This window comes from Oceanobacillus zhaokaii, from assembly GCF_003352005.1.
In the GTDB taxonomy this organism is placed as follows: domain Bacteria; phylum Bacillota; class Bacilli; order Bacillales; family Amphibacillaceae; genus Oceanobacillus; species Oceanobacillus zhaokaii.
This window is the reverse complement of the sequence record NZ_CP024848.1, coordinates 2,593,991-2,618,401: the sequence shown is the minus strand read 5'-3', so window position 1 is coordinate 2,618,401 and position 24,411 is coordinate 2,593,991. Positions and strand designations below refer to the sequence as shown.

At 37.1% G+C, this 24,411-nt stretch carries 23 protein-coding genes, 1 riboswitch and 1 other annotated feature; of the genes, 16 read left to right on the top strand and 7 right to left on the bottom strand.

The genetic code is table 11. The features are described from left to right. Positions 1-19 precede the first annotated feature (19 nt). From menB to ytkD, 6 genes are all read left to right on the top strand, one after another. On the top strand, positions 20-838 hold the full coding sequence (gene menB, locus CUC15_RS13280; RefSeq protein ID WP_114917119.1) for a 1,4-dihydroxy-2-naphthoyl-CoA synthase: 819 nt from the start codon (positions 20-22) through the stop codon (positions 836-838). A gap of 131 nt (positions 839-969) precedes the next feature. Further along, positions 970-2,412: an o-succinylbenzoate--CoA ligase gene (locus CUC15_RS13275; RefSeq protein WP_114917118.1), complete on the top strand. Its 1,443-nt coding sequence runs from the start codon at positions 970-972 to the stop codon at positions 2,410-2,412. Positions 2,413-2,500: 88 nt separating this feature from the next. Further along, positions 2,501-4,117, top strand: coding sequence for a mechanosensitive ion channel (locus CUC15_RS13270; RefSeq protein WP_242985855.1), 1,617 nt, complete (start codon positions 2,501-2,503; stop codon positions 4,115-4,117). 161 nt (positions 4,118-4,278) lie between these two features. After that, the gene (locus CUC15_RS13265; RefSeq protein ID WP_114917117.1) at positions 4,279-4,599 is read left to right on the top strand and encodes a hydrolase; all 321 of its coding nucleotides are present in this window, start codon (positions 4,279-4,281) and stop codon (positions 4,597-4,599) included. A 103-nt stretch (positions 4,600-4,702) separates the two neighbouring features. Further along, positions 4,703-5,518 carry a hypothetical protein gene (locus CUC15_RS13260; RefSeq protein ID WP_114917116.1) on the top strand — a complete coding sequence of 272 codons (816 nt, stop codon included), beginning with the start codon at positions 4,703-4,705 and terminating at the stop codon, positions 5,516-5,518. 28 nt (positions 5,519-5,546) lie between these two features. Beyond that, positions 5,547-6,080 carry an RNA deprotection pyrophosphohydrolase gene (ytkD, locus tag CUC15_RS13255; protein ID WP_423241342.1) on the top strand — a complete coding sequence of 178 codons (534 nt, stop codon included), beginning with the start codon at positions 5,547-5,549 and terminating at the stop codon, positions 6,078-6,080. 111 nt (positions 6,081-6,191) lie between these two features. Here ytkD and CUC15_RS13250 read toward each other — a convergent pair whose 3' ends face one another. The 4 genes from CUC15_RS13250 to pckA form a co-directional block, all read right to left on the bottom strand. Then, entirely contained in the window at positions 6,192-6,998 is an 807-nt protein-coding gene (locus CUC15_RS13250; protein WP_114917115.1) for an ABC transporter permease, read from the bottom strand. A gap of 5 nt (positions 6,999-7,003) precedes the next feature. Continuing rightward, complete coding sequence (locus CUC15_RS13245) at positions 7,004-7,789, bottom strand: ABC transporter ATP-binding protein (RefSeq protein ID WP_114917114.1); 786 nt, start codon at positions 7,787-7,789, stop codon at positions 7,004-7,006. Between the two features lie 12 nt (positions 7,790-7,801). After that, on the bottom strand, positions 7,802-8,791 hold the full coding sequence (locus CUC15_RS13240; RefSeq protein WP_114917113.1) for an ABC transporter substrate-binding protein: 990 nt from the start codon (positions 8,789-8,791) through the stop codon (positions 7,802-7,804). A gap of 463 nt (positions 8,792-9,254) precedes the next feature. Beyond that, positions 9,255-10,841, bottom strand: a complete 1,587-nt coding sequence (gene pckA, locus CUC15_RS13235; RefSeq protein WP_114917112.1) for a phosphoenolpyruvate carboxykinase (ATP) — start codon at positions 10,839-10,841, stop codon at positions 9,255-9,257. A gap of 401 nt (positions 10,842-11,242) precedes the next feature. Here pckA and CUC15_RS13230 point away from each other — a divergent pair, with 401 nt between their 5' ends. The 3 genes from CUC15_RS13230 to CUC15_RS13220 all read left to right on the top strand — a co-directional run bounded on the left by CUC15_RS13230 (position 11,243) and on the right by CUC15_RS13220 (position 14,638). Next, positions 11,243-12,247 carry an aldo/keto reductase gene (locus CUC15_RS13230; RefSeq protein ID WP_114917111.1) on the top strand — a complete coding sequence of 335 codons (1,005 nt, stop codon included), beginning with the start codon at positions 11,243-11,245 and terminating at the stop codon, positions 12,245-12,247. A gap of 188 nt (positions 12,248-12,435) precedes the next feature. After that, positions 12,436-12,543: riboswitch (SAM riboswitch) on the top strand. A 210-nt stretch (positions 12,544-12,753) separates the two neighbouring features. Continuing rightward, positions 12,754-13,953 (top strand): methionine adenosyltransferase, encoded by a 1,200-nt coding sequence (gene metK, locus CUC15_RS13225; RefSeq protein WP_114917110.1) that lies wholly within the window; start codon positions 12,754-12,756, stop codon positions 13,951-13,953. A gap of 199 nt (positions 13,954-14,152) precedes the next feature. After that, a complete protein-coding gene (locus tag CUC15_RS13220) occupies positions 14,153-14,638 on the top strand; it encodes a DinB family protein (protein ID WP_114917109.1) in 486 nt (161 codons plus the stop codon). 44 nt (positions 14,639-14,682) lie between these two features. Here CUC15_RS13220 and CUC15_RS13215 read toward each other — a convergent pair whose 3' ends face one another. Further along, positions 14,683-15,204: a gamma carbonic anhydrase gene (locus CUC15_RS13215; protein ID WP_114917108.1), complete on the bottom strand. Its 522-nt coding sequence runs from the start codon at positions 15,202-15,204 to the stop codon at positions 14,683-14,685. 124 nt (positions 15,205-15,328) lie between these two features. On the opposite strand from CUC15_RS13215, the gene CUC15_RS13210 reads away from it, so the two are divergent. The 4 genes from CUC15_RS13210 (at position 15,329) to CUC15_RS13195 (ending at position 17,732) form a co-directional block, all read left to right on the top strand. Further along, positions 15,329-16,396 carry a tetraprenyl-beta-curcumene synthase family protein gene (locus CUC15_RS13210; RefSeq protein ID WP_114917107.1) on the top strand — a complete coding sequence of 356 codons (1,068 nt, stop codon included), beginning with the start codon at positions 15,329-15,331 and terminating at the stop codon, positions 16,394-16,396. 203 nt (positions 16,397-16,599) lie between these two features. Beyond that, positions 16,600-17,265 (top strand): CPBP family intramembrane glutamic endopeptidase, encoded by a 666-nt coding sequence (locus CUC15_RS13205; protein ID WP_114917106.1) that lies wholly within the window; start codon positions 16,600-16,602, stop codon positions 17,263-17,265. Beyond that, positions 17,193-17,375, top strand: a complete 183-nt coding sequence (locus CUC15_RS20855; RefSeq protein ID WP_162800317.1) for a CPBP family glutamic-type intramembrane protease — start codon at positions 17,193-17,195, stop codon at positions 17,373-17,375. The genes CUC15_RS13205 and CUC15_RS20855 overlap by 73 nt, the downstream gene beginning before the upstream one ends. Before the next feature lie 15 nt (positions 17,376-17,390). Further along, on the top strand, positions 17,391-17,732 hold the full coding sequence (locus CUC15_RS13195; protein WP_114917104.1) for a DnaJ family domain-containing protein: 342 nt from the start codon (positions 17,391-17,393) through the stop codon (positions 17,730-17,732). Positions 17,733-17,917: 185 nt separating this feature from the next. Here CUC15_RS13195 and mnmM read toward each other — a convergent pair whose 3' ends face one another. Beyond that, the gene (gene mnmM / locus CUC15_RS13190) at positions 17,918-18,490 is read right to left on the bottom strand and encodes a tRNA 5-(aminomethyl)-2-thiouridylate-methyltransferase MnmM (RefSeq protein WP_114917103.1); all 573 of its coding nucleotides are present in this window, start codon (positions 18,488-18,490) and stop codon (positions 17,918-17,920) included. Positions 18,491-18,615: 125 nt separating this feature from the next. Beyond that, positions 18,616-18,838 (top strand) — a binding site (T-box leader). A gap of 173 nt (positions 18,839-19,011) precedes the next feature. Between mnmM and leuS the strand changes: the two genes are divergently transcribed. Beyond that, positions 19,012-21,426 carry a leucine--tRNA ligase gene (leuS, locus tag CUC15_RS13185; protein ID WP_114917102.1) on the top strand — a complete coding sequence of 805 codons (2,415 nt, stop codon included), beginning with the start codon at positions 19,012-19,014 and terminating at the stop codon, positions 21,424-21,426. Positions 21,427-21,491: 65 nt separating this feature from the next. Here leuS and CUC15_RS13180 read toward each other — a convergent pair whose 3' ends face one another. Beyond that, positions 21,492-22,244 (bottom strand): hypothetical protein, encoded by a 753-nt coding sequence (locus tag CUC15_RS13180; RefSeq protein ID WP_114917101.1) that lies wholly within the window; start codon positions 22,242-22,244, stop codon positions 21,492-21,494. A gap of 163 nt (positions 22,245-22,407) precedes the next feature. On the opposite strand from CUC15_RS13180, the gene CUC15_RS13175 reads away from it, so the two are divergent. Beyond that, a complete protein-coding gene (locus CUC15_RS13175; protein ID WP_114917100.1) occupies positions 22,408-23,151 on the top strand; it encodes a sulfite exporter TauE/SafE family protein in 744 nt (247 codons plus the stop codon). Positions 23,152-23,263: 112 nt separating this feature from the next. Further along, positions 23,264-23,947 (top strand): plasmid pRiA4b ORF-3 family protein, encoded by a 684-nt coding sequence (locus CUC15_RS13170; protein WP_114917099.1) that lies wholly within the window; start codon positions 23,264-23,266, stop codon positions 23,945-23,947. Positions 23,948-24,411: the final 464 nt, after the last annotated feature.

Here is a 24,411-nt window from a genome sequence, read left to right as displayed (position 1 = left end):
CAATATTAGGAGGAATAGTATGGCTGTACAATGGGAAGAAGCAAAGAAATACGAAGAAATTTTTTATGAAAAGTATGATGGTGTTGCGAAGGTTACAATCAACCGTGAACATAAGCGTAATGCGTTTACACCATTAACAGTAAATGAAATGATAGATGCGTTTGCAGATGCTCGTGATGACTCCTCTATCGGTGTCATTATTTTAACGGGTGCTGGAGATAAAGCATTCTGTTCTGGTGGTGACCAAAGTGTACGTGGGAATGGAGGATATGTTGGCAGTGACAATATTCCACGCTTAAACGTACTTGATTTACAACGTTTAATCCGCACGATTCCAAAACCGGTTATTGCTATGGTAAATGGTTATGCAATCGGTGGGGGACATGTGCTGCATGTTGTCTGTGATTTGACGATTGCATCGGATAATGCAATCTTCGGTCAAACAGGACCAAAAGTGGGCAGCTTTGACGCTGGATATGGTGCAGGATACCTTGCACGTATGGTTGGTCATAAGCGTGCTCGTGAAATCTGGTACCTTTGCCGTCAATATAATGCGGAAGAAGCATATGAAATGGGTATGGTAAATAAAGTTGTTCCACTTGAAAAACTTGAAGAAGAAACCTTGCAGTGGTGTGAAGAAATTCTAGAAAAATCACCAACGGCACTTCGCTTCCTAAAAGCATCATTCAATGCAGATACAGACGGTTTAGCAGGATTACAGCAGCTTGGCGGAGATGCAACCTTGCTATACTATACAACTGATGAAGCGAAAGAAGGAAGAGACGCCTTCAAAGAAAAGAGAAAGCCAAACTTCAAACAGTTCCCGCGTTTTCCTTAATTCATATTTAATGATGCATGAAGTAAAAACCTTTGCTGTAAAAGCAAAGGTTTTTGCTTATGTAAGTATACCTAATGAATAGGTATTTACAATTACTGCTTGAGATTCTAAAATGAAAGGAAATCATACATATGACAGAATCAATACCACATTGGTTAACCAAACAGGCTGACATAAATCCAGATGGAATTTCCGTTGAAATGCAAAATGGCAAAAAACTTACCTTTAGTGAATTAAAAGATAATAGTCAGCGTTTTGCTAGAAAGCTAGCAGAGATTGGGGTTTCTAAAGGTATGCATGTTGGAATTCTATCGACTAACAACCTTATGATGATTACGGCAATTCATGCCCTTAGTTACTTAGATGCAGTTGGCGTTTTATTGAATACTCGGTTAACGACAGAAGAAATTAACTATCAATTAGAGAATGCAGAAGTAACCCATCTCCTTACTGCAAGTCAGCTTAATGAGGAAGAGAAGGCTGCTTTCAATGCAGAGAAAATCTTTTCCTTCTCAGAAATTGAAGCATACGAGGAAAAAGAGGTAATGCTTAGCACTGAGCTTGATTTAAATGCAACGTTCACGATCATTTATACATCCGGAACGACTGGGTTCCCAAAAGGTGTGGTCCATACATATGGGAATCATTGGTGGAGCGCAATCGGTTCTGCGCTTAATTTAGGTCTTGATAAGCAAGATAAATGGTTAATTCCGCTGCCAGTGTTTCATGTGAGTGGATTATCAACTTTAATAAAAAGTGTTATATATGGTATGCCTGTTTATCTGCTGGAAAAATTCGACGAGCAAACTGTCCATGAGGCAATCATGACGAAGAAGATATCTATTGTTTCTGTTGTTACAGTCATGGTGCAGCGTTTAATGGATTTATTAGGTGAAAATAGATATCCGAAGACGCTGAGATGCATGCTGTTAGGGGGTGGACCAGCACCCAAGTCTTTATTGGAAAAAGCAAAGAACAAACAAATTCCAGTATTCCAGTCGTATGGAATGACAGAAACAGCGTCACAAATTGTAACACTAAGTCCAAAGGATGCATTAGAAAAAGTCGGCTCTGCTGGCAAGGCCCTATTCCCTGCACAGTTAAAGATCGTTAATCAAGACGAAACGAATGTAGGAGAAATTCAAGTGAAAGGCCCAATGGTGACGAAAGGGTACTATAAGAATGAGGCTGCAAATGAAGCGTCGATTCAGGATGGATGGTTGGCGACAGGGGACTTAGGCTATTTGGATGATGAAGGATTCTTATATGTCGTGGATCGTAGAAAGGACCTAATTATTTCTGGAGGCGAGAATATTTATCCATCGGAAATCGAGAGTGTCTTAACAGCGATGGAGCAGGTCAAAGAAGTAGGTGTTACAGGCAAAAAGGATGCACAATGGGGAGCGGTTCCAGTTGCTTTCATAGTGAAAAATTCAGAGGTTACAAGTGAAGAAATACTCGCTTTTGCTGAAAAACGTTTGGCAAAATATAAGCTGCCAAAGGAAATTCATTTCGTTGATGCCTTACCGAGAAATGCAGCAAATAAGCTTGTACGAAATAAACTGATTAACTAGCGTTTTTTTCTCCTAATCACATTTCATGGTTTAAAAAAAACCATGGAAGGTATATAGAATGATATACGACGATGGGGAGGAAAATTGGATGAATAATATGTTTGATCGATATTTTTCGGTAAGTTTTATGGACGGTTTACAAAATCTTGTAATTGCAATTCTCGTTTTAATTATTGGTTGGATTATTGCAAAAGTAATAGCCAATACAGTTGAAAAAGCATTGAAGAAAACCAGCATTGATGAGAAATTGGTTAACAAGTTTCGAGTCGACCAAGGTGAGAAGAAAATTGATGCGAATAAGATAATAAGTAAAGTTGTATATTACATACTTCTATTAATCGTATTTATTCTGTTCTTTAATGTTCTGAGTCTAGATATGATTGCAAATCCACTTTCTAATTTAATTTCAACATTCTTAAGTGTTATACCGGCTGTGTTAAAAGCGATATTAATTCTTGCTTTAGCATGGATTCTCGCTACGGCTGTTAGATGGTTAATTATTGAAGGTTCCAAGAAAATTAACCTTCAACAATTTCTAAGAAAGATTAAAGTAGCAAACACGGAGGAGCAAGTAAGTAATATTCCACAAACATTAGGTAAGATTGCTTTCTATCTCATTCTGCTATTATTTATTCCAGCTGTATTAAATGCGCTTAGTATATCAGGCGTTGCAGAGCCGTTTAGTGGATTATTAGCAACAATTCTTGCATTCATCCCTAAATTTATTGCAGCAGCCATAATCTTTGCAGTTGGTTGGTTTGTTGCAAAAATTGTCAAAGATATTGTTACAAATCTACTATTAGCGGTAGGTACGGAAAAATTAGTGAAGCAACTGAAATTAGATAAAGTATTTGAAGGGACAAGCCTATCCGCATTTGTAGGAAATCTTGTATTTATCCTTATAATGATTCCAGTTACAATTACTTCACTTGAGCAACTAGAATTAACTGGTATAACGGAACCGGCAATCAGTATGTTAAATAAGGCAATAACAATGATTCCTAACATACTAATTGCCATTGCACTAGTACTTATTGGCATTTGGTTAGGTAAATTGATTGGAGACTTTGCACGAGACTATTTAGGGAGATTAGGGTTCGACCGTTTCGTTGCAAAAGCAAGTAATAAAAGCTTTGCAGCAAATAAATTAACCCCATCCGATGTTGTTGGTTATGTTGTACAGTTTGTTATCGTCTTTTTCCTAGTGATTCAAGCATTAAATGTTGTACAGCTTGATTTCTTAGTAGGTGTTGCCACTGCCATTACTGCATATCTACCTCAGGTTTTAGCTGCAGTTCTTATTTTAGGTGTAGCGTTTATTCTGGGGAATGTAGTTGATAAAGTGCTGCGAAACATCCTTGCTGGACCGTCAGCAAATGTGCTAGCTTCATTTGCAAAATATGCAATAATCGCGCTATCCGTTTTCATGGCGTTAACCCAGCTAGGTATCGCACCATCGATCGTTAACGCTGCGTTTATCCTTATTCTAGGAGGACTATCCCTAGCATTTGGACTTGCATTTGGTTTAGGAGGAAAAGACTTTGCAGCCAAGTATTTACGTAAATTTGAACATACTATTGATGAAACCTCTGTAAAGGAAAAGAAACCTGAGCCCAAGATAAATAATAATGGTATTAACTCAAATGTAAGTAAAGAGGAAAAGAATATTCAAAGATCACTTGAAAATGGAAAGCTTGAAAATTAGTTAGGTATCATTTTCGTGAACAGTTTTTTATAAAACGAGGCATTCGCTTATTTGAGGCGAGTGCCTTGTTTTATTGTTAATTATTTTTGGCTGAGAACTCCTCTTTCAACTTAAGTATAGTTTCCATACTAGTTGCCGAAATTAAGAATAGGAGGTGCGGTATGGAAAAGAAAACATATTATATCAATATAGGTACTGGCGAAATTTCAAAGGTGAAAAATAATAACAATATTGCGTTATCAATACAGGCGACATCATCGGAGGTTAGTCAGCTGAGGAGGAAAATGGATAACATGCATGATTCAAGCTTCGATTCATTTATTCGAGCACAGATTCCATTTCTAGAGTATCATCATGACCAAGCCAACGATCAATATGACTCAAATCTTCTAGAAGCGTATCAGCTCATACATCGATTAGGTGATTCACAAACAAAGGAACATATAGAAAGCATGGGGATATCTCTGGACAATCACGAATAAGCATCAACTGCAGTTCTTGTCGATATTTCGTGTTTACTCTTTATGGTAATAAGGAATAGTCTACTATAGTATAAAGATAGTATTTACCTAAGGGGATGTTAGAATGAAGCATAAATTAAAAAGAAATAGCAAATGGATGCTTTGTGTTTTAAGTGTAGGCGTAATTCTGTTACTATTAGTTCTAAGCAATTATAATACTGTACCTGTTCAAGCAAAGAATCATCAGCAACTAACTTCGACATTTGGTAGTGTTGCAAAACCACAACAAGAGTTCAGTTCAAAAATTGAGAGTCTAGAAACAAAGCTAGACGTAGTTAATTCAACAATAGATGATGTGAAAACAGAACCAGGAGAATCTGTTGCAACGATAGATAATGAGAACCTGGGAGTGCAAGGACCTGATTCAGTAATCAGCAATGAAGAAACGGAACAACAAGAACCTAATTTAACTGTAGCAGATGAGGAAACAGAGAAAAAAGAAACAGCTTCAACTGTAGAGAAGGAAGAGACAGAGAAGCAAGAAGCTATCCCAGAACTTACACATCAAAATATTGTTGAACTAACGGATCGCTTTATGAATACACTAGTGCAACCGATAGATGATAATTACCGAGTATTAAACTATACTACAATAGATGAATTAATGGATGCTTTTTCAGTTTTCATTGATCGAGATGTTGTGGCTGAATACGTTAATTTTTATTTTCATGAAGAAGCGGATGGACTATATATCCTGCCAACGGAAACACCACCATGGTTTGAAGAAGCAAATGATTATGAAGTAGAGCAGGTAAGTGAAAATAAAACAGTGATAAATCAATATAATGAATCAGGATTACACGGAAACTATACGGTTAGTATAGAATTTACGTTTGATGGAACTGCTTGGAGAATTACAGGCATTAACCATCAGTATTAGATTCAGGATAGATAGGGTAAATCCCTAAGTGAATGTCGTTTCACTCGATTTAAAAGAGAAAAGGGTAGTTGATAAGTTGAAAATATTTAGGGATTATTACAACAATGAGGTGAAGCTTTCCTTTGATGATCACCCTTTTTCCAAGGAGCCAAAACATGTATGGGTGATTTGTAAGCATCAAGGAAATTGGCTTTTAACAAAGCATAGTGAACGAGGGTTAGAATTTCCTGGGGGGAAAATTGAAATTGGTGAAACTGCGGAGCAAGCTGCGATTCGCGAGGTAAAAGAAGAAACTGGGGGAACCGTGGATAGTATTGTTTATATTGGACAATACATTGTTTACGGAAAAAGTGATACAGTTATAAAGAATGTTTACTGTGCGAACGTTGATCAGTTAATAAATCAGCCAACCTATTTTGAAACAGAGGGGCCACAGCTGCTCGAAACGATACCCCAAAATGTTAGATTTAATGAACAATACAGCTTTGTGATGAAGGATGGCGTATTAGAGCATTGCATGGAATACATTCAAAATAAAAGTATTTCCCTGCGTCCGGTTTAAGTGCACGCACATATTGAAAAATAAAACGCTTGGAGAGAAATTTTCCAAGCGTTTTTCTCTCGACTGTTTTTTCGGTTGAGATAACTGCCCGCAGGAAGAAGCAATCTGTAATTAGGTAGTATGTTTGATCAGCCATTTTTCCAATCTCTCCACAATTTTATACATTATCGCAGCGAGGATCGCAATGATAACAAGACTTGCCATTACGAGTGTAAAATCAAATACTTGGAATCCGTAAATAATTAAATAGCCGAGCCCTTCTTTCGATACAAGATATTCCCCAACGATTACTCCAACCCAAGATAATCCTACGTTTACTTTAAGTGTTGAAATCATGGCAGGAAGTGCTGCAGGAAATATCGCTTCTTTAAAAATTTGCGATTTTGATGCGCCAAAGCTTTTCAAAACTTTCTCATAGTTTGGATCTACCTCATTAAAAGCAGAATAAACGACAAGCGTTGTGACGATGACAGAAATAATGAATCCCATCGCAATAATAGAGAAATATCCTGGGCCAAATGCAACGATAAGGATAGGTCCTAGTGCAACTTTTGGCATCGCATTAAATACTACGAGATAAGGATCCATAACTTTAGAAAAACGAGCCGATGACCATAGCAGGATGGCAATTAATATCCCCCCAATTGTCCCAATAATAAAACCTAAAATCGTTTCAAATAGTGTAATCGAGAGGTGACTGAAAATCGAGCCGTTTGCAAATCTTGTTATGAGCAAATCGACTACCTTTGATGGGGAACTGAATAGTAATGGGTCAATCCAATAAAATCTGCTTGCAATCTCCCATAATGCTATAAAAAAGATTAGGATAGCAAGCTGCCAGGCAATAACGACTTTCTTTTCTCTTTGTAAGTGTTTTTTATAGTTTTCAAATAAGTGTTGATCTGTTTGTTGCTTCATATCTTTTATAACACCACCTTGCTAGCTGATTCTTTCTTATCTAACTCTTCCCAGATTTTATCGAAAAGCAGCTGATATTTCTGATGCTTCCGAACGAGAATTGGAGTCTCATTTCTTAACTCAATTGGTACTTCAAATACTCTGGCAATCGAGCCAGGATTTGCATTCATGATAAATACCCGGTCACTCATTGCAATTGCTTCACCAATATCATGGGTTACAAGAATTGCTGTTTTGTGATATGTCTTAAATAATTTTGCAACCAAGTTTTCGAGCTTTAATTTCGTTTGGTAATCAAGTGCTGAGAATGGCTCATCCAGCAGTAAAAGCTTCGGATCATTAATTAAAGTACGTACTAATGCAACACGCTGCCGCATTCCACCAGATAATGCGCTCGGATACTTCTCTGCAACATTCGCGAGACCAACTACCTCTAAAAGCTCTAATGCTCGTGATCGCGTTTCTTCGGTATGTTGATTTTGAATTTTTGGTCCTAATAAAATATTGTCGATAATTGTTTTCCATGGAAACAGATAGTCTTGCTGCAGCATGTAACCAATTGATAAATCGTTATTGCTGATTGATTTATGCTGGAGAAAAACATCCCCAGCAGTTTGTTTCATTATTCCAGCAATGATGGATAGAATGGTCGATTTACCACAACCACTCGGTCCAAGTAAAGAAATAAATTCTCCTTCCTTTACTGAAAATGATATATTGTCAAGAGCTTTAGTGAATCCGTTCTTCGAAAAATAGTGATGGGAAACATGTTCCAAGGTTAGAAATGACACATTATTTCCTCCTTAGTTACTAATAACATCTTCTGCAAACTCTGTATTTACCAAATCTTCATATGGCACATCCGCTGGAAGCTCGCCTGCTTCATCCATAATGGCTTTTAAGTTACTCCATTCTGCTTCTTCTAAGATTGGATCTGTCGCAAAAGAGTCTTGGTTTTTATACCGTTCGATTGATGAGGTTAATATTTCAAGGTCTGTATCTTCGAAATAAGGCTCAATTACTTTTGCAATTTCTTCTGCACTATTATCTGCTACCCATTGCTGTGCTTTGTAGATTGCTCTTGTAAATTTTGTAATAGTTTCAGGGTCTTCATTTAGAAAACTTTGTTTTGCCATAAATACGGTATATGGTACAGTACCTGATTCTTCACCAAATGACGCAACAATATGCCCTTGGCCTTCTTTCTCAAAAACACTTGCGGTTGGCTCGAATAATTGAACATATTCATATTCACCAGTAGCAAAAGCACCTGGAATATTTGCGAAATCAATGTTTTGCGTTAATTCCAAATCTGTATGTGGATTAATGCCATGTTGTTTCAGAACATACTCGCCAACCATTTGTGGCATTCCGCCAATCCGCTGACCTAAAAACTTGCTTCCGGCAACGTTTTCCCAAGTGAAATTTGGATCTGGATCTTTCGCAACTAGAAATGTTCCATCTGTTTGTGTTAATTGTGCGAAATTAATTGCATAGTCCTTTGAATCCTGCGCATAAACATAGATGGAGGTCTCTGATCCAACAAGAGCAATATCAGCACCATCAGAAAGTAGAGCAGTCATTGTTGTATCACCACCCCAAGTTGTTTGCAGCTCTACCTCTAGACCTTCATCCTCAAAAAAACCTTTCTCAAGAGCTACATATTGTGGTGCATAAAAGAGGGATCTTGTAACCTCGGCTAAGTTTATTTTTGTAACTTCTGATGAATTACAAGCACAGAGTAATAGGAGAAATAGTAACGCAAATACAGCGAAAAATTTAGTCTTTCTCATCGCATTCGACCCTTTCAAAATAAGTAATTTTACGTCAATACAGTTTATGCGGCAGTGAAAAAATGTGTGAATGCCTATATAGGGAAGTAACAATGGTATATTGTTGCTGCTTGAGAACACAGATGGAATTAGAAATAATGAGATACCTGGAGATATGTTGATATTTACGAGGGTTTAATAAACTCGCTGACATTCGACAAAAGCTTGTAACATGAATAGTCATTTACTGCTCAGCAAGAGTAATCCCCATCAAAAAAACCGACTTCCATAAGAAGTCGGCAGTTAGGATGAATCTAAAACATAATTTCGGGTAGAAAAGCTACCCATGTTTTCACTCATATATGAAATCCTTTTGGGATGAGGAAACTATTTTTAGAAAACTAAGGTTTAACCAAGCGTATAGGTGACAGCCTTAGTTGCACTTATTCGTTAAGAAAGTCGTTATCCTTTCTCATCTACCAGGTTAACCTTTGTAAAGTGGACCAGCTTGCCTAATATCATCTCCAGCTTCGGTAAACTTCTCAAAATTATGATGAAATTCCATTGCCAAGGATTTGGCAGCAATGTCATATGCAACTTTATCTTGCCATGTATATCTTGGAATTAGAACACTGTCAGGCACACCAGGAATAGATGTAGGGATCTGTAAACCAAAGATTTCATCTCCCGTTGTCTTTGCTGTATTTAGCTCTCCTACTAGTGCAGAATGGATCATCGCTCGCGTATAAGAAAGTTTCATACGCTCGCCAACACCATAAGGGCCGCCAGTCCAACCAGTATTCACAAGAAATACATTAGAATTATACATATCAATTTTTTCACCAAGCATTTCTGCATATCTAGCAGGAGCTAATGGAAGGAATGGTGAACCAAAGCAAGCAGAAAATGTTGCTTGTGGTTCTGTAACTCCTCTTTCTGTCCCAGCTAACTTACTCGTGTAACCGCTCAAGAAATGATACATTGCCTGTTCCTTCGTCAGCCTGCTAATTGGTGGCAATGTACCTGAAGCGTCGGCAGTTAAGAATATAATCGTATTTGGATGTCCTGCGACACTAGGGGATACAATATGATCGATATTTTCAAGTGGATATGCTGCCCTTGTATTTTCTGTTAAAATTGTATCGTCATAATCAGGAATTCTTGTATCATCATCTAGGATTACATTTTCTAACACTGTCCCGAAACGAATCGCATTGAAAATCTGTGGTTCTTTCTCCTGAGATAAGTTGATGCATTTCGCATAGCAGCCACCTTCGATATTAAAAACACCATCAGGTCCCCAGCCATGTTCATCATCACCAATTAGACGGCGATGTGGATCAGCAGATAATGTTGTTTTACCAGTGCCGGATAGGCCAAAGAATAACGCAACATCACCTTCTGCGCCAACATTTGCTGAACAGTGCATAGATAATATATCCCGCTGTGGCAGTAGGTAATTCATAATTGAAAAGATTGATTTCTTTATTTCTCCTGCATATTCCGTGCCACCGATTAAGATAATTCGTTTCTTAAAGGAAATCATAATAAAAGTTTCAGAGTTTGTTTTATCTATTACTGGATCTGCTTTAAAATTGGGTGCAGATATTATTGTGAATTCCGATTGATGTGTTTTAAGCTCTTCTTCTGAAGGCGTAATAAATAATTGTCGTGAAAATAAATTATGCCATGCATATTCGTTGATTACTTGAATTGGCAATCGATAATTAGTGTCCGCTCCAGCAAATCCTTGGAAGGAATAAGTTTCGTCTTTTTCCTTTAAATAATCGACGACTTTTCGGTAAAGGTTATCAAAGTAAACTTCTTCGATTGGCTGATTTACAGGTCCCCAATTAATAAAGGTGTCACATACTTTATCCTTAACGATAAACTTGTCTTTTGGAGACCGGCCAGTATACTTTCCAGTTGTAGCACGAATGGCTCCAGTATTAGTTAAAGTACCTTCATTTCGCTCCAGGATTTTTTCAACTAATTGCGGTACAGATAAGTTGTGCTGCATGTTTTCATGAGAAATTAATTCCTTCACCAAAGACTTTTCCACAGTTTTCATCTCGATTTATCCCGCCTTTTTAAGTTATACGATAAGCTTATTCGTTATTAACAACATTATTAAACTTAATTTTTAATTAGTATAACACATTAATAATAATAGTCCATACCAATAATGAATATTTTTAATATTTTACGGATTTTATTTTAAAGGTGTAATAATTGGGTGTTATTGCTCTTTATTAAGTAGGTAAGAAAGCATAAATACTTTCACACTGCATAATAACTGCAACTTAAGCTGTCATGTAAAAGCTTGTTAACGAATTTTTCTAATATTTTTAAACATTTCACTTGTCATGTAGTGTACTTTAAGGTATATACTGAACACAATAAAGATTAAATAATTAAAATGTTCTCAAGAAGACCTATAATAATTTGCGAATAAATTTAGGAGGTCCAATTATGGAATATGTGAAATTTGGTAATACAGGTATGGATGTTTCTCGTATTTGCTTAGGAGCAATGGGATTTGGTGATACTGAAAAATGGATCCACAAATGGGTTTTAAATGAAGAACATAGTCGCCCAGTCATCAAAAAAGCCCTCGATTTGGGGATAAATTTCTTTGATACGGCGAATATTTATTCAATGGGTGAAAGTGAAAAAATTCTTGGCCGTGCATTGAAAGACTATGCGGATCGTGATGATATCGTTCTTGCAACAAAAGTTCATTCAACGATGCGTCCAGGACGTCCAAATGGCGGTGGATTATCCAGGAAAGAAATTATGAGTGAAATCAATCATAGTTTGGAGCGCTTGGGAACAGATTATGTTGATTTGTACATTATTCACCGCTGGGATTATGAAACGTCAATTGAAGAAACAATGGAAGCTCTTCATGATGTCGTAAAATCAGGAAAAACTCGTTACATTGGTGCTAGTGCTATGTATGCTTGGCAGTTCCAAAAAGCGCAACGTGCAGCAGAGCGTAATGGCTGGACGAAGTTTGTTTCCATGCAAAATCACTATAATTTGATTTACCGTGAAGAGGAGCGTGAAATGATTCCATTTTGCCATGATGAAAAAATTGCAATTACACCATACAGTCCACTGGCTTCAGGCCGTTTGACCCGTGATTGGTCAGAAACGACACTTCGATCAGAAACAGATATGGTTCAACATTCAAAATATAATGCCATGATGGAAGCAGATCGTACGATTGTCGAACGTTTGGCAGAAGTAGCAAACAATTATGGTGTTACTCGTGATAAAATTGCATTAGCTTGGCTTCTTAACAAGGATCAAGTTGTATCACCAATCATCGGTGCCCAAAAAGAAAGCCATCTTGAAAGTGCGGCAACTGCAATTGATATTTACTTAACTCCTGATGAGATGCATTACTTAGAAGAACTGTATATTCCTCATCCCGTAGTAGGTGCTTTAGCAAATCCAGAAATCAATAAATAAAGCTGATAATCAGCTGTAACATGAAGAAATTAATAGTATTTTGCTTATACCACAGTGTAATACACTGTGGTATTTTCACTTATTATTAGGCTAAATGATTATTAGTAATGGAAAGTTTGCCATAAACTGCACCAACTTGAGTATTGACATGAACCAATGGATTCGTTAATCTATTAATGAACGGATATCTCTTATTCAGAGTCGGTGGAGGGACAGACCCAATGAAGCCCAGCAACCATCACATCGCGTGAAAAGGTGCTAACCTGATGCAAGGAAAATTCCTTGAACAATAAGAGTGAAAGGCCCGGTAACCCTTTCCTCATTTATATATAGGAAGGGCTTTTTTACTTTATAGAGTAAATATTTTATTTCTTAACGGAAGAAGAAAAGAAATTCTCCGAACGGGGATAAGGAATATTTTTTACTTACTCAGGTACGTTGAATAAATATTGAACATAGCTTAGTAAATAGAGATCCGTAACATCATATAAAGGGGAGTAAGCCTAATGGCTGCAAATCGTCGTTTATTTACATCAGAGTCTGTAACAGAAGGACATCCTGATAAAATGTCTGACCAAATTTCAGACGCAATTTTAGATGCAATTTTAGAAAAGGATCCATTTGCACGTGTTGCATGTGAGACCACTGTTACAACAGGATTAGTATTAGTTGCAGGGGAAATCTCCACAAGTACGTATGTAGATATCCCAGCAATTGTTCGCCAAACAGTGAAGGAAATTGGCTACACTAGAGCAAAATTTGGCTTTGATGCAGAAACATGCGCAGTAATGACTGCGATTGATGAGCAATCAGCGGATATTGCTGGTGGTGTAGACAAAGCTCTTGAAGCACGTCAAGGAAAAATGAGTGAAGCAGAAATTGACTCGATTGGTGCAGGAGACCAAGGCTTAATGTTTGGATTTGCTTGTGACGAAACGGAAGAATTAATGCCCTTGCCAATTTCGTTAGCGCATAGACTTGCGAAACGATTAACAGATGTACGTAAAGATAATACATTGGACTATCTTCGTCCAGATGGAAAAACACAAGTAACAATCGAGTATGATGAGAATGATACTCCTGTGCGTGTTGATACAATAGTAATTTCTACACAGCATCATCAGGATATTACAACAGAACAAATTGAAAAAGACATGATTGAGCACGTAATTCGTCCAATTGTTCCAGAATCTCTTCTTGATGAAAATACGAAATATTTCATCAACCCAACAGGACGCTTTGTAATTGGTGGACCACAAGGTGATGTAGGATTGACAGGTCGTAAAATTATCGTTGACACATATGGTGGATATGCTCGCCATGGTGGTGGAGCATTTAGTGGGAAGGATGCTACAAAAGTAGACCGTTCCGCAGCATATGCAGCTCGTTATGTTGCAAAAAATATTGTTGCAGCAGGTCTAGCTAAATCATGTGAGGTTCAACTTGCTTATGCAATAGGTGTTGCTGAACCAGTTTCCATAGCAATCAATACGTTTGGCACAGGCATTGTTGCTGAGGATGTTCTAGTAGAAGCGGTTCGTCAATTATTTGACCTTCGTCCAGCTGGAATAATTAATATGCTTGATTTAAGAAAACCAATCTTCCGAAACACGGCTGCATATGGTCATTTTGGCAGAACAGATATCGAGTTCCCTTGGGAAAAAACAGATAAAGTGAATGAATTAAAGGCATTATTAGTGAAATAATCCTTTTACAAGTCGTTTGGCAGTAATATGCTAGACGGCTTTTTTGTTTTAGAATGCATCCTAGAATAAAAATAGTTCAAAGCAGTAAAAAAAGGAAATCATCCCTTTTTATTGAAAAGGTAATATTAAATAAGGCTTATTAATATTCTTAAAGTATGTTTTAACGATTAATTTATTAATTTGTTACGGAGGGTTTTTTTTGGAAATATTTTTTAGATATAACTGGATGGTAAGACAAGACTGGTATCGTTGGTGTGAAGAGTTAAGTGAAGAAGAGCTTTTGCAAAACCGGACGGGTGGACTGGGTAATATATTACATACACTCTTCCATATTGTTGATGTTGAATGGAGCTGGATACGTCTTTTACAGGGTAAAACTGACTGTCAGGAGAGTTTCGATAATTTTAATAGCCTGCACAAGGTTCGAAAATTGGACGCAGAATTTCATTTGGAAGTGGAAAACTTTGTGAACAACTGGGATGCTAGTATGGAAAGTCAATTATATTATGATACTCTGCAAGATGGAAGCATTGTAACCGATACTTGGGGCGAAGTGATGAGACATATCATTGCTCATGAAATTCACCATATTGGACAACTATCAATTTGGGCAAGAGAGTTAGGAAGAAAGCCCATTACAGCAAACCTTATCGGAAGGGGACTTTCCTCTTATTCTAAAAAATAATTCAAATGCATATTAAATGAAATCGGCAAAACTCGCCGATTTCATCACAATCCTAAATTTGTATTCTCTTTATAATACTGTCCTTTTTCCATGTATGAATTTCTTATTCTTTCCATTTCCGCATAGTCCGCGTCGTTCAGCTGACGGACAACCTTTGCTGGTCTGCCAAAGGCAAGTGTGTTTGCCGGAATCTTTTTTCCTGGCGGGACTAGACTCCCTGCACCAATAAATGCATTCTCGCCAACTTCCGCTCCATCAAGAATAATTGATCCCATTCCGATTAGTGCGTTTTTCCGGATGATTGCGGAGTGTAATGTCACTTGATGACCAACCGTTACATCATCCTCGATGATTAATGGATTATCAGGACTTTGATGCAGCATGGATAAGTCTTGAATACTAACTCTTTTGCCAATCTTTGTTGGAGCTACATCTCCGCGAATAACGGTATGGAACCAGATGCTTGATTGTTCATCAATTGTCACGTCGCCAACAACTACAGCGTCCTTTGCAATAAAAGCTGTTTCATGAATGCTTGGCTTGCTTCCTTTATATTCCCCAATCACTTAAGATTTCCTCCCCTATGGATAAATTTCGTTCCGTATATTACCAAAAATTTGATGCTATAATATTGAGTATAACAAACTTTTATTAATCGGATGAATGAAATGATAGAGCGGAGGAAGCAGTTTGACTACAAATGTACCAAGAACAGCAGTGACATTACTTCGTGCTGTGTATCGTGATATATTCCCAGAAGTTAGTGAAGCGTTAGACTATTGGAAAAGTCGGGCAAAGCAAATTCCTAATTTAGAATTACGCACACAGGCACTTGCAAGTATTGATTCGAAACGATTCCATTGTCAGGGTGGTGCGGTATATGCACTTTTGGCAGCAGAGAATCGCAAACAGGCGATTCGCTTTATTGTTGCTTATCAAACAATCAGCGATTATTTAGACAATCTTTGTGATCGAAGCACATCAATGGATCCGGATGACTTCCGTTTATTGCACCAAGCAATGGAGGATGCTCTTTCGCCAACGAATAAGGTAAAAAACTACTATGAATTAAGAAAAGAGCAAGAGGACGGAGGCTACTTGGTGGATCTCGTCCAAACTTGCCAGGAAATATTAGCAGGAACCCCTAATTATGCTATTATTAAGCCAATTTTGTTGGAGCTTGAAACGATGTATGCGGATTTACAAGTACATAAGCATGTCCATGTGGAAGAGAGAGTTCCACGGTTAACCGCTTGGTATGAAGATAATAAGTGGAAAACTCCTACATTAGCTTGGTATGAATTTGCAGCAGCATCTGGATCGACGCTAGGAATTTTCTGCCTTGTTTCATATGCTCTGGGAGGCAGGATGTCGGGTGAGCTTGCAAGGAAAATCTATGACGGGTATTTTCCATATATGCAAGGATTACATATTTTACTCGATTACTTTATTGATCAACAAGAAGACGAGCAAGAAGGTGATTTGAATTTCTGTAGCTTCTATTCGAGCAAAGAACAAATGAATTTGCGTTTTCATTATTTTATTGAGCAAACTGCACAGCATATTCAATTATTACCTAACAAAAAGTTCCATGAGATGGTGCAGCAAGGTTTAGTCGCATTATATTTAGGAGATTCGAAAGTGAAACAACTAGATGATGGTGAGCATATGACAAAGGAACTCTTAAAAGCGAGTGGTGCAATGGCAACCTTTTTCCATTGGAATATAAAAATGTATCATAAGCGAGCGAAAATATGACTGTTACCTTTTTAGGAGTAGTTAAGAGAGTGTAACTATGGCCGTCACCGAAAGACATGGTTAAAATCTTAGTTTTTTAATCATTCTGAAAGGAATTTGTGGTCGCAGAATAGAATAGGATATTGAAAGATAATGTTTTAAATATTAAACGATAATTTAGCCTAGGGAACCAATAAGTGTAATACTCATTTGGATCGCATCAAATGAAAGTAGGTGCCGATATGCTAAAAGACGCGTGGCTTGTATCCTTTATTCGCTTTCCATTATTAATAATTGCATTGCTACTTCTTTTCGTTATATTCGAACTTAGTGGATTACAGTTTCATTTTCCATTTCTACCAGAACTATCAACTATATACTTTACAGTAGTAAATATTATTTGTTTTATTCTGATTCATCGATTGCTGAAAAAAGAAGGACGCACGTTAAAAGAGCTTATTGGTTATAGGCAGGAATTTCTAATCAAAGATATTCTATACGGCTTTCTGTGGTTAGTTGTCTTATTTGTTCCATTTACGTTAGCAGTTATGTGTACGATGTTTATTATGTATGGAGTAGACATGCTGCAACACTTCCAAACAGTTTTTGCTGGAGATGAGGATAGTTATTTATTTACTCGACCAGTATGGTTAATGTGGTTTGCTGCAATTGTCTCCTTAGCTTTTCCCTTTCTAAACGGACCAATTGAAGAAATAATGTATCGGGGTTACGCACAACCGATATTCTTTAAGTATTTTAAGAAAGTATGGATTGCAATAGTAATACCTTCTTTAGGTTTTGCGCTTCAACATGTTTTTTGGCAGCTACATTCGAGGGGGCAATTATTTACTTTGCAGCGTTTTTTCTTTGGGGAATTGGTAGTGGAATAATCTATTATAAGCAAAAGCGATTATTACCACTCATTATATGTCACTTTCTTGTCAACATTTCATTTAGTATATTTCCAATTATTTTTCTAATATTAGGTGTGACTGGATAAAAAGGGGGCAGGCTCATGGATAGAAAATATAATGATTTAATTGGGGAAATCTTGGAATCATCCGGGGAGAAGGATAATATCAACTTAGAAGGAACGGGAAAACCACTGCCAAAAGGGTATGTGCAGCGAGATGTACTTCAAAATTTCCAAAAGATAGCAAAGGATGCAGGTTATCTTCCACCATGGCTTAAACTCCAAAAGGAGATATCAGCATTACTCTTAGAAGCAGAAACAGAAAATGATATCAAAAAAATTAATAAAAAGGTGAAAGAATATAATGCACTTTGTCCAGTGCCGATGCAAAAAATGTTAGTGCGTCTCGATGAAGTGGAGAAAGCTAGAGGAATTTGGGAGTAGAGATTTACTAGAATATTAACAGTATCAGTGTAAGCCGCAATGGTTCACGATTACAAAAAAGAAGGGATGATCAAATAATGATCATCCCTTCTTTAAATTTCGTTAAGACAGTTTTATAATTAATTGCATTAGAGCACTTATTAAATACGAAGATTTAGCCTTTCTTATCTGCCAAGGCGTGTTTATTAATCTGCTTTTTTCTGAATCGCTAGGATAAACGGAGGGTCATTTTTCTGATTGATAAAGCCGTAGCGAAGGACACTATATTTCTTCTGATCCAAATGAAATAGATGTTTTAAGATTGCTTCCTTTTCTTCTTTTCCGCCCTCATGTCCATGATATACGACAATAACGATGAGTCCATCTCTTCTTAAATGCTTCAAGATTGTATCAATGGCGGTAATCGTAGAATCAGGCTTCGTAATAATTTTTTTATCACTTTTAGGCAAGTATCCGAGATTGAAGATGGCACCACTTATTTTTTCATCTTTATCTGCACGTAAGTATTTGCTAATATTTCCATGGCTATCATGTATAAGCGATACATTGGTGCGTTCATGTTCAATAATTCTTAGTTTAGTTGCGGCAATTGCCTCCTTTTGAATATCAAAAGCAAGTACCTTCCCTTGTTCACCAACAAGCTTACTTAAAAATAGCGTGTCATTGCCATTTCCACAGGTTGCATCAATGACGGTCTCATCTTTTTTTATTGCTTCTTCTAATAAATAGTGAGCGTAGTTTAAAATACCTTTAAGCATAATAGTTATATAACTCCTTGTTTGTCATTCATTTAGATTAGTGTAACACAACTAAAAATGGGATGTATATTCTTATGCACAGTTGACAAAAATGGTACTATTCTTTATACTTTCGATATAATATTGAAACGACTTTGAGAAGGATTAGTAATAAATAATTCAAGCTTAGAGAGGCAGTGGCTGGTGTAAGCTGTCCTTGATCTATTTATGAACTCACCTTTTATGTTGCAGAAATGAATGTGCAGTAGTTTCTGTCGTCAATCCACGTTATGGATACGAGTGAGCGTATAGATTACGTTAATTTGGGTGGTACCGCGGGAGTATATTACAAAGCTTCTCGTCCCTTTCTAGGGATGAGTGGCTTTTTTTGATAGGCAAGAAAGTCTAAAAAAATTACTTGTCTACTTAGTTTTCTAACGTTTAATTTAGGAAGCATATACCAATGGCTGCATTTATAATTGCCGCTCAAAAAACATCAGAATAGCCTGATTTTCGTAAAAGTCGATGAGGAGGAAATAATCATGAGTTTTAAACACCAAGAAATAGAAAAGAAATGGCAACATTATTGGAATGACCATAAAACCTTTAAAACAGATACTTTTTCAGACAAAGAAAAGTTTTACGCACTTGATATGTTCCCATATCCATCAGGGGTAGGGCTTCATGTAGGTCATCCAGAAGGCTACACAGCGACAGATATTCTTTCGCGGATGAAGCGAATGCAAGGGTATGAGGTCCTTCATCCGATGGGCTGGGACGCATTTGGTTTGCCAGCAGAGCAATATGCAATCGACACGGGAAATAGTCCTGCTGAATTTACTGCACATAATATTGCGACATTTAAACGGCAAATTCAAGAACTCGGCTTCTCATATGACTGGGACCGTGAAGTGAATACGACTGATCCGAATTATTATAAGTGGACACAATGGATATTTACAAAGCTTTATGAAAAAGGTCTTGCATATATTGATGAGGTAGCGGTTAACTGGTGTCCTGCACTTGGAACAGTACTAGCAAATGAAGAAGTAATTGATGGTAAAAGTGAACGTGGAGGACATCCTGTTATCCGTAAGCCAATGAAGCAATGGATGTTGAGAATTACGGCATATGCTGATCGCTTACTTGAGGATTTAGAGGACCTAGACTGGCCGGATAGCTTGAAGGAAATGCAGCGCAATTGGATTGGCCGTTCGGAAGGTGCGGAAGTTACATTTAAAATTGAGGCACATGACGCGGAATTCACTGTCTTTACAACTAGACCGGATACGCTTTTCGGTGCAACCTATGCGGTATTAGCACCGGAGCATCCATTTATTAAGAAGATTACAACTGCTGATCAAAAAGCAGCTGTTGATGCATATCTTCATGAAGTGGAAACAAAATCGGACTTAGAGCGTACCGATTTAGCAAAGGATAAAACAGGTGTATTTACTGGTGCATATGCAATTAATCCGGTCAATAATGAAAAAATGCCTATCTGGGTTGCTGATTATGTACTAATGTCTTATGGTACAGGAGCAATCATGGCAGTTCCTGCACATGATGAACGAGATTATGAGTTTGCGAAGAAATTTGCATTACCGATCATTGAAGTAGTAGCAGGTGGAGATGTAGAAAAAGAAGCTTATACTGGTGACGGAGAGCATGTGAATTCTAGCTTCCTTGATGGTCTTGGAAAAGAAGAAGCAATTTCAAAAATGATTGAATGGCTTGTTGCAGAAGGAAAAGGCGAAAAGAAAATTACGTATCGTCTTCGTGACTGGTTATTTGCAAGGCAGCGCTACTGGGGTGAACCAATTCCGATTATTCACTGGGAAGATGGGACAATGACGACCGTACCAGAGGAAGAGCTTCCATTAGAACTTCCAGTCATGGAGGAGATTAAACCATCTGGTACAGGGGAATCACCACTTGCGAATAATAATGAGTGGGTAAATGTTGTCGATCCGAAGACTGGCATGAAAGGTCGTCGTGAAACCAATACGATGCCACAATGGGCTGGAAGCTGCTGGTATTTCTTGCGTTATATTGATCCAGATAATTCGGAGCAGCTTGCAGCTCCTGAAGCATTAGAAAAATGGCTGCCAATTGATATTTATATTGGAGGAGCAGAGCATGCCGTACTCCATTTGCTATATGCACGTTTCTGGCATAAGTTTTTATACGATATTGGTGTAGTACCGACGAAAGAACCATTCCAAAAGCTATTTAATCAAGGGATGATTCTTGGTGAAGGTAATGAGAAGATGAGTAAATCGAAGGGGAATGTTGTAAATCCTGATGATATCGTTGCTTCCCATGGTGCGGACACATTAAGACTATATGAAATGTTTATGGGACCACTTGATGCATCTGTTGCTTGGTCAACAAATGGACTTGATGGTGCAAGACGTTTCCTTGATCGTGTATGGCGTTTATTCATTAGTGAAGATGGAACACTTTCAGATAAGATAGTTGAGCAAGAGGAAAGTACACTTGACAAGGTTTATCATGAAACAGTAAAAAAAGTAACCGAGGACTATCAACATCTTCATTTTAATACTGGAATTTCCCAATTAATGGTATTTATTAATGAAGGTTATAAGGCAGATAAGATTTCTAAGTCTCATGTAGAAGGAATCGTGAAGCTCCTTTCTCCTGTAGCACCACATATTGCAGAAGAGCTTTGGGAAAAACTAGGGTTTACTGAAACCATTACTTATGAGGAATGGCCAGTATTCGATGAATCAAAGCTTGTAGAAGATGAAGTGGAAGTTGTTTTACAGGTGATGGGCAAAGTTCGTTCGAAGATTAGTGTGGCGAAAGATATTTCAAAAGAAGAGCTTGAAAAAGCAGCACTTGCAGATGAATCACTTCAAAAATGGTTAGAAGGTAAAACGATTCGTAAAGTAATTGTTGTTCCTGGAAAACTAGTAAATGTAGTGGCTAACTAATATTAGCTTGAGACTATAATAAAATAATCAAGGACCTCACGCACAATCGATGAGGTCCTTTTTTATTACTTTGTTGTTGGATTCCAATTCGTTTGCAATAAAATCCATTTATCTTGCTCATAATACCAGAGGCCTTCCACTGTTCCTAATTGATCAGCATGATATGCACCACTAATTTGTTGATAGCTCTTTAAGCCATATCCCTTAGCAGCACTGATTTTGATTGGTTCAAAAAAAGCAATTGGATCTATCATAAGCTCGGTGGGAGTTAGTAGTTTTCCTTCTTTATTATAGATGCCTAATCGAATATAATCTGCTGCACGTCTTTTAACATCCATAACAATTGGTTTTCCATTTGGCGTTAATTCAATGCTGACTTTAAAATTCTCCTCGAATTGCCCTTTTACATAAGGTTGCTCAGGAAGCGGAATTTTCAATAACTCTTTATTAGCAAGTGTATGAAGAAAACTTGTATATAGACCGCCACTTCCTCCAGTTGGACTTTGATAAAAAATGTCGTTTATTTTATCATGGTTTAAGTCAACAAATTGAATGGTTGGATCGTATCCACCACTGTAATTTACCCGCCAGTTTTCTCCTTCGGGTCCTGTTATATCCGCCCAAATGTCACGATAATATTTCGTATCAGGAGAAAATAAAATTCCATATAACTTTATTACTTCATTTTGTCCATCGCCAGTAACATCTGATTCATATGTTTCAATTAAAATAGGTTCCTGCTTTTTCTCACTTGCCATTACCGTTAGTGGCAAGAGTAAAGAAAAAAGTAATATACAAAAAGCTACTTTATTTTTCATCAGCAACGCTCCAATCTCTTTTTTCGTTTTAGATTGTGTTAGAAGGCTGATTGCTATTCGCGTATGTAAAATAAAATATCCACCTATCAATACTTATTAAGCGATTGGCACCTAGCACATATGGTAAGATATGTAAAAACAACTCGAAATGGGGAAGCAATCTATGTTCGAACTATCCGTAGTGGAATGGTTTATCGTCATTCTTTGTGCTGTTTTTATCGGTTTTTCAAAATCAGGTTTACCGAATATGATCATCTTAGTTGTTACGGTGCTCATGCTAGTATTTCCTGCAAAGGAATCTGTCGGTATATTGCTGCCAATGCTGCTAGTAGGTGACGTATTCGCTGTAACATATTATCGTAGAAGCGTTGTATGGAAACACCTTATTTCACTAATTCCCTGGGTTCTAATCGGGATCCTGTGCGGGTACTTTGTATTGTCCCATTTAAACAGTGAGCAGTTGAAACCTATGATAGGAATAATTGTACTCGCTATGATAGTACTTCATATAACTAGACAAAAATTCGGTGAGCGGTTTAATCAGCTTTTACCATCATCGCTTTGGTTTATTTCCTTGATGGGGATTTTAGGCGGGTTTACGACAATGGTAGGAAATGCTGCCGGAGGTGTTATGGCTATTTACCTGCTTGTAAAAGGCCTGTCGAAGAATGAATTTGTAGGCACCAGTGCTTGGTTCTTCCTTTCAGTAAATGTTATTAAAGTTCCTTTCTATTTACATTTGGGTCTGATTAATCAGGAATCGTTGACATTTAATCTATGGATGGTTCCTGCAATTATTCTCGGTGCATTTATTGGTATAAAAATATTACCACTTATCCCACAGAAGGTTTTTCAATGGCTTGTACTAATACTTGCGGCGGTAGGTGGGATTAATTTACTATTGTAATGGAATTTAATAGATGAATGCAGGATTTCTTTTTACACCTAGTTAGGAAAATGTAAAGTTTGCGGAGTAGAGAAATATTTATCATTCGTTATTATACGAGAGGAGTGACAGTTTGAAAGCCTTCCAAATAAAAATTGAACTAATTGGTTCAGATCCATTAATATGGAGAAGGGTTATTATGCCTGCGGATGCGACATTTAATAGATTACATGATGTTATTCAAACAGTGACTAATTTCAGGAGCGGTTATCCATATGACTATTATCACCTTTTTCAATTTGATTTAGCAGCAGATAATATAAAGGTTACTAACAATGAAGAAGCTTATGAAGAACATCAATTCTTTAAAAAGAATCGAAAGAGATTGGAAGAGAAAATGAGAAAAGACACTTCTCCTGAGTTTGAATCTTTTGTGGAGATACAAATTAATAATATGAATACAGTTATTCGAAAGCCAACAGGAATAAAAATTGATCAGTATATTGAAAAATATGGACAAATCGATTATACGTACGATTTTGGAGATAATTGGTCGTTTCTTATTAAATTAGAAAAAACTGTTGAGGATTATAAACATGGATATCCAACTCTAATTGATGGTGCAGAAACTGCGCCACCTGAAGATGTCGGTGGCCTATCAGGTTACGAAGATTTTCTTGAAATATATCATAATAAGAATCACCCTGATTATGAAGAAATACGAGCTTGGGCTGAAGAAGTGAGATATGAGGAGTATGATGAACTTTTTATTAATCGCATGTTAAAAGCGATTAAATATAAGAAGAATGAGTGGTGAATTTTTTTAAGGAAAGGAATGCTTTCTGCTATAGAATGTAGGGGTGCCTTGAGATATAAGGCATCCCTATTTACTTTATTTAGCAAGTTAGTTATTAGAGCAGGCTTATATTTACATTTTTAACAAAATCGCCTATTATGAATGGCTACTTCAGAAAGTATGAACATGCTAAATTTATGGATTATGAGTAATGATAGAGTAGGAATCACTTTTTGTTTTAAAAAGTTGCTACTTGTTGTTGACAAGCTTTAAATAAAGTGTTATGATTTAAGTCCACTTAGGAAATGGATTGTTAAGATAAATTTACAAAATAATTTATTGTTGACAAAACGTCCCAAGTAGTGGTAGGATATGAAAGTTGCTTCTGAAGCAACCGAACATTTGCTCTTTGAAAACTGAACAAAACAACCAGTATGTCAATGAAGAGAAACGTGTTTTCTTTTCAACAAAACAAGAAGGTAACA